Origin of the sequence: Pseudomonas sp. NFACC46-3 (genome assembly GCF_900114515.1) — a bacterium.
GTDB lineage: Bacteria > Pseudomonadota > Gammaproteobacteria > Pseudomonadales > Pseudomonadaceae > Aquipseudomonas > Aquipseudomonas fluorescens_Q.
The window spans coordinates 15448-29884 of record NZ_FOTH01000033.1; the positions used below are offsets into that span (position 1 = coordinate 15448).

The 14437-nt window shown below is 61.8% G+C and carries 12 protein-coding genes; 1 reads left to right on the forward strand and 11 read right to left on the reverse strand.

Translation table 11 applies throughout. The features are described from left to right. Positions 1-123 precede the first annotated feature (123 nt). The 8 genes from BM300_RS24825 to BM300_RS24860 all read right to left on the reverse strand — a co-directional run bounded on the left by BM300_RS24825 (position 124) and on the right by BM300_RS24860 (position 10518). Positions 124-2499: an efflux RND transporter permease subunit gene (locus BM300_RS24825; RefSeq protein ID WP_063320751.1), complete on the reverse strand. Its 2376-nt coding sequence runs from the start codon at positions 2497-2499 to the stop codon at positions 124-126. A 43-nt stretch (positions 2500-2542) separates the two neighbouring features. Then, positions 2543-3595, reverse strand: coding sequence for a WD40/YVTN/BNR-like repeat-containing protein (locus BM300_RS24830; protein WP_092145929.1), 1053 nt, complete (start codon positions 3593-3595; stop codon positions 2543-2545). A gap of 388 nt (positions 3596-3983) precedes the next feature. Then, a complete protein-coding gene (gene pepN / locus BM300_RS24835) occupies positions 3984-6641 on the reverse strand; it encodes an aminopeptidase N (RefSeq protein ID WP_092464266.1) in 2658 nt (885 codons plus the stop codon). A gap of 13 nt (positions 6642-6654) precedes the next feature. Continuing rightward, entirely contained in the window at positions 6655-7485 is an 831-nt protein-coding gene (locus BM300_RS24840) for a DUF2797 domain-containing protein (protein ID WP_072341749.1), read from the reverse strand. Beyond that, on the reverse strand, positions 7482-7742 hold the full coding sequence (locus tag BM300_RS24845) for a YeaC family protein (protein WP_063320747.1): 261 nt from the start codon (positions 7740-7742) through the stop codon (positions 7482-7484). Before BM300_RS24845 ends, BM300_RS24840 begins: the two co-directional genes overlap by 4 nt. 45 nt (positions 7743-7787) lie before the next feature. After that, the gene (locus BM300_RS24850; RefSeq protein WP_092145933.1) at positions 7788-8660 is read right to left on the reverse strand and encodes a rhomboid family intramembrane serine protease; all 873 of its coding nucleotides are present in this window, start codon (positions 8658-8660) and stop codon (positions 7788-7790) included. Further along, the gene (locus BM300_RS24855) at positions 8657-9631 is read right to left on the reverse strand and encodes a metallophosphoesterase (protein ID WP_170862103.1); all 975 of its coding nucleotides are present in this window, start codon (positions 9629-9631) and stop codon (positions 8657-8659) included. The genes BM300_RS24850 and BM300_RS24855 overlap by 4 nt, the downstream gene beginning before the upstream one ends. Beyond that, positions 9628-10518 (reverse strand): NAD(+) kinase, encoded by an 891-nt coding sequence (locus BM300_RS24860; protein WP_003202709.1) that lies wholly within the window; start codon positions 10516-10518, stop codon positions 9628-9630. The genes BM300_RS24855 and BM300_RS24860 overlap by 4 nt, the downstream gene beginning before the upstream one ends. A 271-nt stretch (positions 10519-10789) precedes the next feature. Here BM300_RS24860 and BM300_RS24865 point away from each other — a divergent pair, with 271 nt between their 5' ends. Further along, complete coding sequence (locus tag BM300_RS24865; protein WP_092464268.1) at positions 10790-11755, forward strand: DUF1853 family protein; 966 nt, start codon at positions 10790-10792, stop codon at positions 11753-11755. A gap of 124 nt (positions 11756-11879) precedes the next feature. Here the strand turns inward: BM300_RS24865 and BM300_RS24870 are convergent, their stop codons facing one another. The 3 genes from BM300_RS24870 to BM300_RS24880 all read right to left on the reverse strand — a co-directional run bounded on the left by BM300_RS24870 (position 11880) and on the right by BM300_RS24880 (position 14306). Continuing rightward, positions 11880-13163: an arsenic transporter gene (locus BM300_RS24870; protein WP_092348732.1), complete on the reverse strand. Its 1284-nt coding sequence runs from the start codon at positions 13161-13163 to the stop codon at positions 11880-11882. Positions 13164-13200: 37 nt separating this feature from the next. Beyond that, complete coding sequence (locus tag BM300_RS24875; protein ID WP_063320742.1) at positions 13201-13551, reverse strand: metalloregulator ArsR/SmtB family transcription factor; 351 nt, start codon at positions 13549-13551, stop codon at positions 13201-13203. A 197-nt stretch (positions 13552-13748) separates the two neighbouring features. Beyond that, positions 13749-14306, reverse strand: a complete 558-nt coding sequence (locus tag BM300_RS24880; RefSeq protein WP_063320741.1) for an NADPH-dependent FMN reductase — start codon at positions 14304-14306, stop codon at positions 13749-13751. Between the last annotated feature and the right edge of the window lie 131 nt (positions 14307-14437).

A 14437-nucleotide genomic window follows, 5' to 3' on the forward strand; every position in this document is an offset into this window, starting at 1 on the left:
ACCGAGGCGCCTGGTTTGGGGGCTGCTTCGCAGCCCAGCGGGAGCAAGCTCCCTCGCCACAGATCATTCCAAACCCCTTGAGCGGATAGTCTCAAGGTTGCAGCATTGCCATTCAGCCGGCAGTCAGTGCGCAAACAACGAATTGCCCTTCTGCCCCGCCAGTTTCTCCGGCTTGATCAGGAAGCGTGCCAGCGCCGGCAGCAGCCACAGTGCACCGAACATGTTCCACAGCAACATGAACGTCAGCATCAACCCCATGTCCGCCTGGAACTTGATGGCCGAGAAGATCCAGGTGCACACACCGATGGCCAGGCACAAACCGGTGAACAGCACCGCCTTGCCGGTGGATTTCAGTGTCTGGTAGTAAGCCTCCTGCAACGGCAACCCGGCCCGCAGGAAACTTTCCAGGCGGCTGTAGATGTAGATGCCGTAGTCCACGCCGATGCCCACGCCCAGTGCCACCACTGGCAAGGTCGCGACCTTCACACCGATGCCCATGAATGCCATCAGGGCGTTGCCCAGCACCGAGGTCAGCACCAGCGGCAGCACGATGCACAACGTCGCCGCCCAGGAACGGAAGGTGATCATGCACATGGTCGCCACGCAGATGTACACCAGGACCAGGATAGTCAGTTCCGACGCCTTGATCACTTCATTGGTGGCCGCTTCAATACCCGCGTTACCGGCGGCAAGGATGAACTCCAGGCCGTCGCGGTTGTTTTCCTTGGCGAAGTCCTGCACCGCCTTCACCGCCCGGTCCAACGTCTCGGCCTTGTGGTCGTTGAGGAACACCAGCACCGGCGCCAGGGAGCAGCTGTTGTTGTACAGGCCATCGGCCCGGGCAATGGAGTTGTTCAGCACGTCAGGGTTGCGCGACAAGGTCTCCCATTTCAGGTTGCCCTCGTTCATGCCCTTGATCATTTGCTTGGACACGGTCACCAGGGAAATCGCCGACTGCACGCCCTCGGTGTTCTGCATCTTCCACATCAGCTCATCGATGGGGGCCATGGCTTCATAGCGCGAGCAGCCTTCGGCCTTGGTCTTGACCATCACCACCAGTACGTCGGAGCTGGTGGAGTAATTGCTGATGATGAAGTTGTTGTCCTGGTTATAGCGCGAGTCCGGACGCAGTTCCGGCGCCCCCTGGTCCAGGTCGCCGATCTTCAGGTTCTGGCTGTACCAGAGGCCACCGCCAAAGGCGATCACGGCCAGGGCAATGGACACCGGGGCGACTTTGGCGCTGGCGAAATTCGACAACAGGCGCCAGAACGGATGCTCACGGGTCGCGTCTTTCTTGCTGCGCTCGACCGCACGCTTGCTGATGCCGGCGTAGGAGATCGCCACCGGCAGCAGGATCAGGTTGGTGAACACAATCACCGCCACGCCGATAGAGGCGCCAATGGCCAGTTCGCGGATCACGCCGATGTCGATGATCAGCAAGGTGATGAAGCCGACGGCGTCCGCCAGGATCGCGATCATTCCCGGCAGGAACAATTGCCGGAAGGTGCGCCGCGCCGCTGTCAGGGCGTTGTCCGCCTCGCTGGACTGCAAGGCGATGCCGTTGATTTTCTGCACACCATGGGAAATGCCGATGGCGAAGATCAGGAACGGCACCAGCATCGAGTACGGATCAAGGCCGAAACCGGCCGCATGCATCAGCCCCAGTTGCCAGACCACGGCCACCAGGGTGGTGGTCAACACCGCAACGGTACTGCGCATGCAGTTGGTGAACCAGTAAAGCAGGATCAGGGTGATGACGAAGGCCACGCCGAAGAACAGCACCACCATGACCAGGCCGTCGATCAGGTCGCCGACTTTCTTGGCGAAACCGACGATATGGATCTGCACGTTGGGGTTCTGGGCTTCGAACTTGTTGCGGATCTTGTCTTCAAGCTCGTGGGAAAATTTCCGGTAGTCGAGGGCGAGCAATTTGCCTTGGTCCTGCGGGTCGGGATAGGACTCCAGCAGCGGGATGTCGATGATGCTCGACTTGAAATCGTTGGCCACCAGGCGCCCGACCTGACCGGACTTGAGCACATTGTTGCGCAGCAGGTCGAGGCTGTCGGCCGAACCGTTATAGCTCTGGGGAATCACCTCACCGCCAGCGAAGCCCTCCTCCGTCACTTCGGTCCAGCGCACGCTCGGGCTCCACAACGACTTCAGTCCGGAACGGTCGACGCCGGAGATGTAGAAGACTTCGTCATGGATCTGGCGCAGGGTCTCCATGTATTCCTTGGAGAAAATATCGCCGTTGGTGGCCTCCACGGAAATGCGCACCGTGTTGCCCAGGTTCGCCAGGTCATTGCGGTGCTCGAGCATCTTCTGGATGAAGGGGTGCTCGAGGGGGATCATTTTTTCGAAACTGGTGGACGGCCGAATCAGCGTGGCCTGCCAAAACAGGAAAATGCTGACCAGCAGGCAAATGATGATCACTGCCGGGCGGTTGTTGAAAATCAGGCGCTCGAGGAACGTCGCCTTGTCTTGGTGATGACTGCTCATGGGGTCCGCCTTCTTGTTTTTGTGCCCGTCTTGCAGGCGTGACTCATTTGCTCAGTTCGGCGCCGGTGGACGTGGTGGCGCGTACGCCGCCTTGCCCCGCCAGGATCAGGTTGCCGTTGCCGGCGGTCGTGACGGCTGCCACGGAAATTCGATCCGGGCGATTGAACACGCTGAAGGTCTCGCCGTCGTCGGTACTGCGCACGACGCTGCCGCCGTTGCCGACAATCACGATGGAACCGTCCGCCAGCAGCGTGGCGCCTGACAGGCCGAACTCCAGGGCACCGCGCGCGGCCTTGAGCTCGATCTGATCCCAAGTGCCGCCGAAATCAGTGGAACGATAAAGGTTGCCGCGCAAGCCATAGGCCAGCAGCGTCGAAGGCTGGGCGGTGCCGATGACCCCGAACAGCGAGCCTTCATAAGGGCCTTCGACCTTTTCCCAGGTCTGGCCCCAGTCGGCGGAGCGGAACATGCTGCCAGCCTCGCCGACAATGAACAGCCCGGCATCTTTCACGGCGGCTATCGCATTGAGGTGGAACTGGTCTTCGTTTTCGAGGCGGTCGCTGGCGTCTTCCCAGTGCTTGCCGCCGTCGGTGGTTTCCAGCAATGCGCCGTAGGCACCCACGGCGAAACCGTTGCTGGCATCCTTGAACCAGACGTCCAGCAGCGGTGCTTCGCGGGTAAGGTCTTCGAATTGCTTGGTCCAGGTGCTGCCACCGTCATCGCTGGCGAGGATCTGCGCGTCGTGCCCCACGGCCCAGCCGTGTTTGTCATCGACGAAAAATACCGCCGTGAGCAGTTGACGAGTCGGCACCTTGGCCTGGGTCCAGGACTTGCCCTGGTCGTCTGAATAGACAATGTGCCCCCGATCACCGACCGCCACCAGGCGCTGGCCGGCGTGGACCACATCGAGCATCAGGGTTTTGCTGGCCTTGGCCGATTCGACGGAATAGATGACATCGGACGTCGACGCCGCAACAGCCATCACCGGTGCCGACAACACCGCAGAGCCCAGCAGCGAGAGCGCCGAAGCCAGCAACGCCACTCTGCGCAGCATCGGCGGCCGGCTGCGGCCCACAGCCATGACAGGCTCATTCATAGACCTTTCCCCCATTATTATTGTTAGGTCATTCAACCTTTCAGGGCGCCGTAAGCAGGCTCTGGATGGTTGCCAGTCCTGGAGCATAGTCCTGAAACCTGCAATCTAGAGCCACTTCGGAAGCTGACCTATCCTATCGGGCTTTCGAAAGGTCTGACAATCGACGCCGCGTTATCTTTTGTTAACCAGGGGGATATAGGCCAACGGCGAATAAGAAGACATTCGTGAGGGTGATGAATGTGGCGAGGGAGCTTGCTCCCGCTGGAGGCCGAAGGACTCCCTGAGCTTGGTCCACCCGCCATTCGCAGCAAAAGTGAACCAGGATCAGGCCTGCTTCGCAGGCCAGCGGGAGCAAGCTCCCTCGCCACAAAGGTAAGGCAGTGCCGGTTTATGCCAGGCTCTTGCTCACCACTTCGAACACATCGGCCGACAGCCCGCCGGACGCCAGGATGCGTTCCAGTTCGCCTTTCATCAACGCCTGGCGGGCGCTGTCGTATTTGCGCCAGCGGGTCAACGGTGCCAGTTGCCGCGAAGCGATTTGCGGGTTGAGGCCATTGAGCTGAATGACCAGGTCCGCCAGGAAGCGATAACCCGAACCGTCGGCGGCGTGGAAGTTGATCAGGTTCTGCCCGGCAAACGCGCCGACCAGCGCCCGCACCTTGTTCGGGTTCTTGATATTGAACGCCGGGTGCTCCATCAAGGCCTTGACCCGCGCCAGGCCACCCGGCAACGGGCTGCCAGCCTGGACGCTGAACCATTGGTCCATGACCAGCGGATTGCCCTTGAAGTTTTCCGCAAAGACTTCCAGGGCCTTGGCCTTCTCGACTTCGAATGGCGAGTTGACCAGCACCGCCAGCGCAGTCAGGCGCTCGGTCATGTTGTCGGCGGTGTCGAACTGCTCCAAAGTCGCACTCAGCACCTCAGGCTTGCCGGTGAGCATCAGGTACGACAGCGCGATGTTCTGCAACGCGCGACGGGCGAAATGCTCGGCCTCAGCCACGTAAGGCGTTTTCTTCGACAGGTCGCGGTTGGCTGCGTAACGCAGCCACAGGGCTTCAAACAGGTTCTCGGCCAACTGCTGACGGGCGAAGTCACGGGCGGCATGGATCGCCTCGACGTCAGCCACTTCGCTAATTTCCGTCAGGTAGGCCTCGCTTGGTAGCGAGAGCATTTCGGCGACCATGGCCTGGTCCAGGGATTCGTCCGACAGCACGCTGCGCAGTGCACTGACCAGACGTGGATCCAGTGCCAGGCTGGCACCCTGCTGATGCTGGGCAATCAATTCCTGCAACACCTGCACCGACAACTGCTGGCCGGCATCCCAGCGGTTGAAGCCGTCGCTGTCGTGCTGCATGAGGAACATCAACTGGTCGCGGTTGTACGGGAAGCTCAGCTTCACTGGCGCCGAGAAACCACGCAGCAACGAAGGCAGCGGCTGTTCGGCGACATCGAGGAAAGTGAAGGTCTGCTGGGCTTCGGTCACCGAGATCACTCGGGACGTGCCGTCTGCCGCGGCTTCACCGACCAGGCGCAGAGGGATTTCAGCCCCCTTGCTGTCCAGCAGGCCGAGCTCCACGGGAATCACGAACGGCAGCTTTTCCATCTTGTCCGGGGTCGGCGGGCAACTCTGGCTGAAGGTCAGGCTGTAGGTCTTGGCGGCGGCGTCATAAGACTCGCTCACCGCCAGCCGTGGTGTACCGGCCTGGCTGTACCAGCGCTTGAACTGGGCCAGGTCGACGCCGTTGGCATCTTCCATGGCCTTGATGAAGTCGTCACAGGTCACGGCCTGGCCGTCGTGGCGTTCGAAGTACAGGTCACTGCCCTTGCGGAAACCTTCAGGCCCCAACAGGGTGTGGATCATGCCAACCACTTCCGAGCCCTTTTCGTACACGGTCAGGGTGTAGAAGTTGGAAATTTCGATAAAACTGTCCGGACGCACCGGGTGGGCCATGGGACCGGCGTCTTCGGCGAACTGGTGGGTGCGCAGGTATGCCACGTCCTGGATGCGCTTGACCGTGGCAGAGTTCATGTCGGCCGAGAACCCGGCGTCGCGGAACACCGTGAAGCCTTCCTTGAGCGACAGTTGGAACCAGTCGCGGCAGGTCACGCGGTTGCCCGACCAGTTGTGGAAATATTCGTGGGCCACGATCGCCTCGACCCGCTGGTGCGCAGCATCGGTGGCGGTTTCGGCGCGGGCCAGCACGGCGCTGGAGTTGAAGATATTGAGGCCCTTGTTCTCCATGGCGCCCATGTTGAAGTCGTTGACCGCGACAATCATGAAGATGTCCAGGTCGTACTCACGCCCGTATACCTCTTCGTCCCAGCGCATCGACTTCTTCAGGCTGGTCATGGCGTGCTGGCATTTGTCGATGTTTTCCGGCTCGACATAGATACGCAGCGCCACGGTGCGCTCGGTCATGGTGGTGAAGGTGTCCTCGACGCACCACAGGTCGCCGGCCACCAGGGCAAACAGGTAGGCCGGCTTCTTGAACGGGTCTTCCCAGGTCGCCCAGTGCCGACCGTCTTCGCCCGGGCCGCTGGCAATCGGGTTGCCGTTGGACAGCAGCACCGGATAGCTGTGGTGCTCGGCCACCACGGTGGTGGTGAACTTGCTCATCACATCCGGGCGGTCCAGGTAATAGGTGATCTTGCGGAAACCCTCGGCCTCGCACTGGGTGCAGAACATGCTGCCGGATTTGTACAAACCTTCCAGGGCGGTGTTGGTTTCCGGGTGGATCCGGACGGAGGTGTCGACCGTGAAGGCCTGGGCCTTGGGGTGCAGGGTCAGGTGGCTGTCGTCCAACTGATAGTCGCCCTGCCCCAGGTCGGCGTCGTCGAGCTTGAGCGAGAGCAGTTCCAGGTGCTGGCCATCAAGCACCAGCGGCGGCAGCCCGGCACCACGCTCGGGGTTGCGGCGCATCACCAGTTGCGCATGGACCAGGCTGTGGTCCTCGAACAACTCGAAGGTCAGGTGCGTCTCATCGATCAGGTATTCAGGGGCCTGATAGTCCTTCAGGTAAATCATCTTCGGCTGTTCGGTGCGCATGGGTCGAATCCTTCTACTGATGCACGGCGAGCTGGTAGGCCGTGTATTTACGAATATTGATCACGCCGGTGTCAAAAATCAGGTACTGGCCCTTGATTCCCAGCAGCGTGCCTTCGGCAATCGGGTTCTTGTCCAGGTTGAAGCTGACGATCTTGGCCGGGTATTGCTCCACCGGATAACGGATCTCGATGGGTTCGACGTCCGCTATGGTCTGGATCGCTTGCAAGCCAAATCGTTCCTGCAAGCCCTGCAATCCCTGGGCGCAGCTTTCGAACAGCGCGTCGCGGATCGCAGGCAGGTCCACCGCCGCGGCGTCACCCTTGAGCAAGGCGCGCCAGTTGGTCTTGTCCGCCACCTGGCTGCGGAACAGGTCCTCGACAAACCCCGACTGCTGACGGGTGGCGACCCGCAGGATCGGCAGCGCCTGGCTTGCCCCCTGGTCCAACCAGCGGGTCGGCAATTGCGTGGCACGGGTGATGCCGACCTTCACGCCCGAGGAATTGGCCAGGTAGACCACATGATCGGTCATGCAGAACTGCTCGCCCCAAGCCGGATCACGGCAGGTGCCCGCCTCGTAATGGCAACGCTCGGGGCTCATGATGCACAGGTCGCACTGGGCCAGCTTGGTCATGCAGGGGTAACAATATCCCTGGCTGAAGCTGGTCTTGGTCCGGCGTCCACAGTGGGTGCAGTGGATCGCACCGAGGTACTCCAGGCGCACCGTGCTGCCGATCAACGGGTTGACCGGCACCTCGACATCGCCCAGGCGAAAGGCGTATTGAACGGTCGGCCCGTCAAGGCGCGCCGACATCTTGCTGATTGCACCGCGGCCAATCTCGATCAATGGATGGCGTCCGACTTGAACAGGATATTCGGCACTTCAGTGGACTTCGAATGGCATTCCTGCGCCCCCATGTAACCGGTGCGCTCGTCTTCGGGCAGGTTCTGGATTTCCCAGGCGATCATCGCCTGCAGCGACAGCTCGCGCTGCTCGGCGGTGAGCTTGTTGCCATCGGCCCATTTACCGATTTCCACCGCCAGTTTCAGGCTCCGGTAGATGTCGGGAGTGATGTTCTGGATCATTTCGTTGAAGGAAGCCATGGGTTCTCCGCGCAATTGCGCATTCTCAAAAGGCACAGGTGCCGGTCAAAGGGCCATTTTACGGCGAGCGAACAGCCCGCCCAACAACCCCGTGAAGCACCCGACGAGCAGCCCGCCGACGTGAGCCGCATTGGCGATTTCACCGAAACCGATCAGCGAAACCAGCCCGGACAGGCACAGCAGCAACCACACCAGCATCATCACCAACACCCCGCGGGGCAAGTGATAGGCCGGGTTCGGTGCAAGCAGTTGGTAGATCCAGCAATGGCCCAGCAAGCCGTACAACACCCCCGACAACCCACCGAACAGTGTCGGGCCGCTGAAAAAGTACTGGGCAAAATTGGAGACGAGGCTGAACAGCAGCGTCAGCCCCAACAAGTTGATGCCGCCCTGGCGCGCTTCGATCCGCCGTCCCAGTTCCCAGTACCACATGCCATTCATGGCGATGTGCAGAAAGCCAAAGTGAATCAGCATCGGCGTCACCAGGCGCCACCACTGCCCCGCCGCCAGGCTATCGGCCAACGGCGTGAACTGGATGTAGTCGCCAACGACGCGGAACTCGAGGAAGGTCAGCCAGCGCAGGATCTCAAGATTCTCCCCCAGCAGGGTGACCGCGCTGACGCTCAGGCTCAGCAACAACACCACGGCCGTCACTGGACTGCGCGTCAGTTGCTGGACGAACCCCGCTCGCCGGGAAGTGCCACCCGTGTTGGGCAGTTCCAACTGCTGATCGGGATCGCCGGCGGGAAAACGTGCGTACAACGAACGCACATCCTCACTGATTTCATCCGGCACCCAAAGCACCTGCTCGCCGGCCTCTTCGCTGACACGATGGGGTACCTGCATGCGTTGCAGCAGCTTGACGAAGCCACTCAAGTCCGCTGCCAGGGGCAGGCGCAATACCGCGACGACACTCATTGCAGCACCTCCGGCCGCTCGACATCGACCCAGACGAACTTGTGCGGATCCAGGCGGGTTTCCTGGTCGAGGCGATAGGCGACCAGCTTGCCGTAGAGCACCGCGCTGTAATCCAGGCAGGCCAGGTTCGGGCGGATCGGCGCGGGTTTGCCGCTGCGCCAGTAGTGGCCGACGAACAACAGCGGTTCGTGGACGCCATAGCGCAGCAGGTTGTTTTTTTCATCCGGCGACAGCGGCGTACGGGCCACCGGTTCCGGCAAGGCGTCGGGCTGGAAGACGATGTCGCCGTAGGTCTGCGGGTTGTCTTCCCAGAACTTGGTGCGGAAAAACGAACGGGTCAGGCCATCGCCACCGGTCAGCGTCAGGCCATGGGGCAGGCGCATGTCGGTGCCGCGCAGCAAACGATCGAATACCGTGCAGGCAAAACTGCCCGGTTGCGCCGAGGCCTGGAGGAAATGTTCGTCGACACAACCATCCGGGAACAGGCCACGCAGCGGTTCGATCAGGCCGGAGTCCCAACAGGCATGCACCACCCGGAACCGGCCGGCGTCGACAAACAGCGGCAGCTCATAGAACCACTTGAGAAAGTCATGCCAGTCGCCGGGATGCTGCTCGAACTGAGTCAGGGTCTCGTTGAGCAGGCGGGCATGGCGTGGCGTGTGTTCGCGCACGTAGCGCTGGCCACTGCCCGGCAATGCCGGTGTGCTCCAGCCCAGGGCATTGAACTCGTGGTTGCCCATGATGCACAGCGCCTGGCCGGCCACGACCATGTCGTGGACGATGTGCAGCGCCTCGCGGATCCGCGGGCCACGGTCGATGATGTCCCCCAGGAACACAGCCATGCGCGACGGATGCCGCCAGACCCCGCCCTGCTTGTGGTAACCGAGTCGGTCCAGCAGGTGTTCCAGGGTCAGGGCGCATCCGTGCACGTCACCGATCAAATCGTAACTGCGCGCAGGATCGAGCATCAGTCGCCTCCACCCCCCAACCGACTTCCCCAGCCGAGCTTGGTCCGGCAGACTTCATAGTAATTGTGATCCAGCGGATGGATCAGGCGCAGCTTCTGCGCTTTTTTGCTGACGGTGATGGTGTCACCCGGCGCGCAGGTGAAATGGTTCTGGCCGTCACAGGACACTTGCGGGTAGATCTGCATATCCTTGGACACGACGATTTTCAGCTCACTGTTGCCATCGACCACAATCGGTCGCCCAGACAAGGTATGGGGGTACATGGGCACAATCACAATAGCGTCGAGCTTGGGGTGCATGATCGGTCCGCCGGCCGACAGTGCGTAGGCCGTGGAACCGGTCGGGGTCGCGACGATCAGGCCGTCGGCCTTCTGGCTGCAGACGAACTGGCCGTCGATGTACAGCTCGAATTCGATCATGCGCGTGGACTTGCCGGGGTGCAGCACCACGTCATTGAGGGCATCGCCCTGGCCGATGGCCTCGGCGTGACGACGGACCTCGGCTTGCAGCAGGAAACGGTTTTCCACCAGGTAGTGGCCGTCCAGCACCTCGGCGACCTTGGTTTCCAGCTCGTCAGGGCGGATATCGGTGAGGAACCCCAGGCTGCCCCGGTTGATCCCCAGCACCGGGATGTTGTGCCGCGCCAGGGCCCGGGCAGCCCCCAGCAGGCTGCCGTCGCCGCCGACCACGATGACCATGTCGCAGACCTCGCCCAGCATCTTGCGCGACGACGTCTGCAGGCCATGGCCCGGCAAGACTTCGGCGATGGTGTCTTCGAGGATCACATGCAGGTGTCGCTCCAGGAGGAAACGTTTGAGACGGCGAACGGTGTCCAACACCTGCGAACTGCCCAGGCGACCGATGATGCCGATATTGCGAAATTGCTCCATGAGGCTCCTGCGAGGGTCTGCGGCGGGCGAAAAACACGATTATGGGCGAAAGCGCTCCATAGACAAAATTCTTTAAGCCTTCACCGTGGCGCAATGCTGTTATTCAAGGGGTACCTGAATCACCGTGGCGAGGGAGCTTGCTCCCGCTCGGTTGCGCAGCAACCGCCCCAAGGGGCCTGCTTCGCAGTCCAGCGGGAGCAAGCTCCCTTGCCACAGGGTCTTTACCTTCCTGAATTGACAGCATTGGCCGCATAGCGGCTATGCTCGCAAAATGATCCTGTTCCCTGAATTGCTGGACTTGCCCCGCCGCCTGCACCATCCCGAAGTGCGCGACCTCGCGTGGGCGATCATCGCCCCGCCGATGCTCATCGACACGCCCTGGCCCCAGCGCCATCCCCTGGCCGGCAGTGACTGGGTGCAGGATCCCCATCGACTGGAACACTGGCTGCGACAACTGGACCGCGACAGCTACCCGCTGCTGCACTGCCTGTCCCTGGGACGGACGCGACGCCTGGGCCTGTATTACGAAAGGCTGTGGCAGTTCGCCGTGCAGCACGCTCCCGGCATCGAGCTGATTGCCGCGAACCTGCCGATCCGCCACGAAGGCCATACCCTGGGCGAACTGGACCTGCTGCTACGCGATCGTGACGGCATCCATCATCTGGAGTTGGCGATCAAGTTGTACCTCGGCCCGCAACAAGGTAACGGGCGGGACGCCGCGCAATGGCTGGGTCCGGGTTGCCATGACCGGCTTGACCGCAAGCTGGCCCATCTGCGCGAACACCAGTTGCCGATCTCGGCCCGCCCGGAAAGCCGTGAGGCCCTGGCGGCACTGGGTATTGAGCCGACCGGCCTCGAGGTATTCCGCTCCGAGCTCTGGCTCGGCGGCTACCTGCTCTACCCCTGGCCGGGCCACGCCGACCCGCCGACCGGTGCGCACCCCCGGCATTTGCGGGGCAGTTGGCTGCATCAGCGGGATTGGCCTGCATTCATCGCCCAGCGTCCACCTGGGCGCTGGCAACCCCTGCCCCGCGCCGCCTGGTTGGCCCCGGCCCATTATCCGGCGGAGCAGACCTGGAGCACCGAGCAACTGGAGGCCTGGCGAATGGCCCTCGACCCGATGGCGCCGGCGCAACTGATGGTGCGCCTGACTGAAAATGCCGAGGGCGAGTGGGAAGAAGCTGAGCGGCTATTCCTGGTGGCCGATCTTTGGCCGGATGTGCCGGGTAACAGCTGAGCCTTGTGCTGCCTGTCAGGGCCTCATCGCGAGCAAGCTCGCTTGTCCCACAAGGGGTCACATTCCTAGAGGAAGTTGCACTCCAATGTGGGAGCGAGCTTGCTCGACGTCAATTCGGTCTGGTCTAGAAGGACAACCGCACCGCCAGCGCCGCCAACGTCACCAGCAACACCGGCACCGTCAGCACGATCCCGACCTTGAAGTAGTACCCCCAGCCGATCCGGATGTTCTTGCGCTCCAGCACATGCAACCACAGCAAAGTCGCCAGGCTGCCGATCGGGGTGATTTTCGGGCCCAGGTCGCTGCCGATGACGTTGGCGTAGATCATCGCCTCCTTCACCACCCCGGTGGCCTGGCTGGCATCGATGGACAAGGCGCCGACCAGCACCGTCGGCAAATTGTTCATGGCCGACGAGAGCAACGCCGTCAGCACGCCGGTGCCCATGGCCGCCCCCCACACGCCATATTCGGCAAAGCCGTCGAGCCAATGGGCCAGGTAGCCGGTCAGCCCGGCATTGCGCAGGCCATAGACCACCAGGTACATGCCGAGGGAGAAGATCACGATCTGCCAGGGCGCTTCCTTCATCGCCTTGCGGGTGGAAATCTTGTGACCGCGGGCCGCGACCGCCAGCAGCAACGCAGCGCAGACCGCTGAGATCGCGCTGATGGGAATCCCCAGTGGTTCCAGCGCAAAGCAGCCCAGCAGCAGGATCACCAACACCACCCAGCCGGCATAAAACGTTGCCTTGTCGTGGATCGCCGTTACCGGATCGTCCAGTTGATCGGGGTCGTAGTCACCCGGGATATCGCGACGAAAGAACCACAGCAAGATCGCCAGGCTGGCCGCCACGCTGATCAGGTTCACCGGCACCATGACCGCCGCGTAGCGGTTGAAGCCAATGCCGAAGAAGTCCGCCGAGACGATGTTCACCAGGTTCGACACCACCAGCGGCAGGCTCGCGCTGTCGGCAATGAAACCGGCGCCCATCACGAATGCCAGGGTCGCCGCCGGGGAAAAACGCAGCGCCAGCAGCATCGAAATCACGATCGGCGTCAGGATCAACGCCGCCCCGTCATTGGCGAACAACGCCGACACCAGCGCCCCCAGTAGCACCATGAAGGCAAACAGCTTGCGCCCGCTGCCCTTTCCCCAACGGGCCACATGCAAGGCCGCCCAGGCAAAGAAGCCCGCCTCGTCCAGCAGCAGGCTGATGATGATCAGCGCGACAAACGTACCGGTGGCGTTCCAGATAATCTGCCAGACCAGTGCAATGTCACCGACCTGCACCACCCCGCTCAACAACGCCAGCAGCGCGCCGAGCGTCGCGCTCCAGCCGACGCCAAGCCCCTTGGGCTGCCAGATCACCAACGTAATGGTCAGCAGGAAAATCAATGACGCGATCAGCATGCGCAACAGCCTTGGAAGGAGGATTGAAAAGACGAAATCAGCAGCAACGCGCCACCGGACGATCAGCCATGGCACCCAAACGCTCGACATCCGCCATCAGCCACGCCGTGTTGGCTGCCAACGCCTGCTCCAGCAAATTGCTGACCCAGGCCGGCAACTGCGGATGCAGACGGTAGTAGACCCATTGCCCCTGGCGCCGATCGCTGAGCAGGCTGGCGTTACGCAACTGCGCCAGGTGCCGGGAGATCTTCGGCTGGCTCAGGTCCAGCGCGGCGGTGAGCTCACAGACACACAACTCGCCTTCACGGGCCACCAGCAGCGCAATGCGCGTACGGGTGTCGTCGGCCAGCGCCTTGAAGACATCGACGGGATTGTGGGAATCAGACATGGCTAAGGACGGCCTGGAGGTACGAAGGGGCGAATATATGGAAATTCGAATATCCAGTAAAGCGGGGATTTGAAGTTGCACCTGTGGCGAGGGAGCTTGCTCCCGCTGGACTGCGAAGCAGGCCCCTTCGGGCGGTTGCTGCGCAACCGAGCGGGAGCAAGCTCCCTCGCCACGGGGTTATCTGGAGCCTCGGAACATCAGGCCTTCTTGTGCTGCTCGACCCACTTGCCATAGGCATCGATGAATGTCTGCAGGAACGGCCGCACGGACTCCGAGAGATTGCCCGCCTCGTCGAACGCCGTCCCGGCGCCGCTCAGGTAGGCTTCCGGTTGCTGCATGCAAGGCACATTGAGGAACACCAGGGACTGGCGCAAATGATGGTTGGCACCAAAACCACCGATGGCGCCCGGCGATGCACTGATCACCGCGCCCGGCTTGCCACTCAGGCAACTCTGGCCATAGGGACGCGAGCCGACATCGATGGCATTTTTCAGCGGTGCCGGTACCGAGCGGTTGTACTCTGGCGTGACGAACAACAAGGCGTCGGCCGCGCCCACCTGCTGGCGGAATGTGGTGTAGGCTGCCGGCGGCGCTACATCAATGTCTTCGTTATAAAGTGGTAGCTCGCCGATCTCGACGATGTTCAGCTTGAGGTTCGCTGGCGCCAGGTCAGCCAGTGCCAGCGCCACCTTGCGGTTGATCGATGCCTTGCGCAGGCTGCCCACCAAAACGGCCACTGTGTAGACATTACTCATGAGAGGCTTCTCGACTATCGGCTCAAAGGAGCCTGTAGTTATAGATGATCGGGGTGACAATTGGACCAGTGGAGCGACGAAAACCTGGCGGCTGGACTATTTTTTTCATGTAGGAAAACTTACCGCGCTTG

Excerpts from the sequence above, each read along its gene's own strand:
- BM300_RS24875 (WP_063320742.1), bottom strand. The coding sequence starts at position 13,551 with ATGTCTGATTCCCACAATCCCGTCGATGTCTTCAAGGCGCTGGCCGAC.
- pepN (WP_092464266.1), bottom strand. The coding sequence starts at position 6,641 with ATGCGCACCGAACAGCCGAAGATGATTTACCTGAAGGACTATCAGGCC.
- BM300_RS24825 (WP_063320751.1), bottom strand. The coding sequence starts at position 2,499 with ATGAGCAGTCATCACCAAGACAAGGCGACGTTCCTCGAGCGCCTGATT.
- BM300_RS24870 (WP_092348732.1), bottom strand. The coding sequence starts at position 13,163 with ATGCTGATCGCGTCATTGATTTTCCTGCTGACCATTACGTTGGTGATC.
- BM300_RS24830 (WP_092145929.1), bottom strand. The coding sequence starts at position 3,595 with ATGAATGAGCCTGTCATGGCTGTGGGCCGCAGCCGGCCGCCGATGCTG.
- BM300_RS24845 (WP_063320747.1), bottom strand. The coding sequence starts at position 7,742 with ATGGCTTCCTTCAACGAAATGATCCAGAACATCACTCCCGACATCTAC.
- BM300_RS24880 (WP_063320741.1), bottom strand. The coding sequence starts at position 14,306 with ATGAGTAATGTCTACACAGTGGCCGTTTTGGTGGGCAGCCTGCGCAAG.
- BM300_RS24860 (WP_003202709.1), bottom strand. The coding sequence starts at position 10,518 with ATGGAGCAATTTCGCAATATCGGCATCATCGGTCGCCTGGGCAGTTCG.
- BM300_RS24865 (WP_092464268.1), top strand. The coding sequence starts at position 10,790 with ATGATCCTGTTCCCTGAATTGCTGGACTTGCCCCGCCGCCTGCACCAT.
- BM300_RS24850 (WP_092145933.1), bottom strand. The coding sequence starts at position 8,660 with ATGAGTGTCGTCGCGGTATTGCGCCTGCCCCTGGCAGCGGACTTGAGT.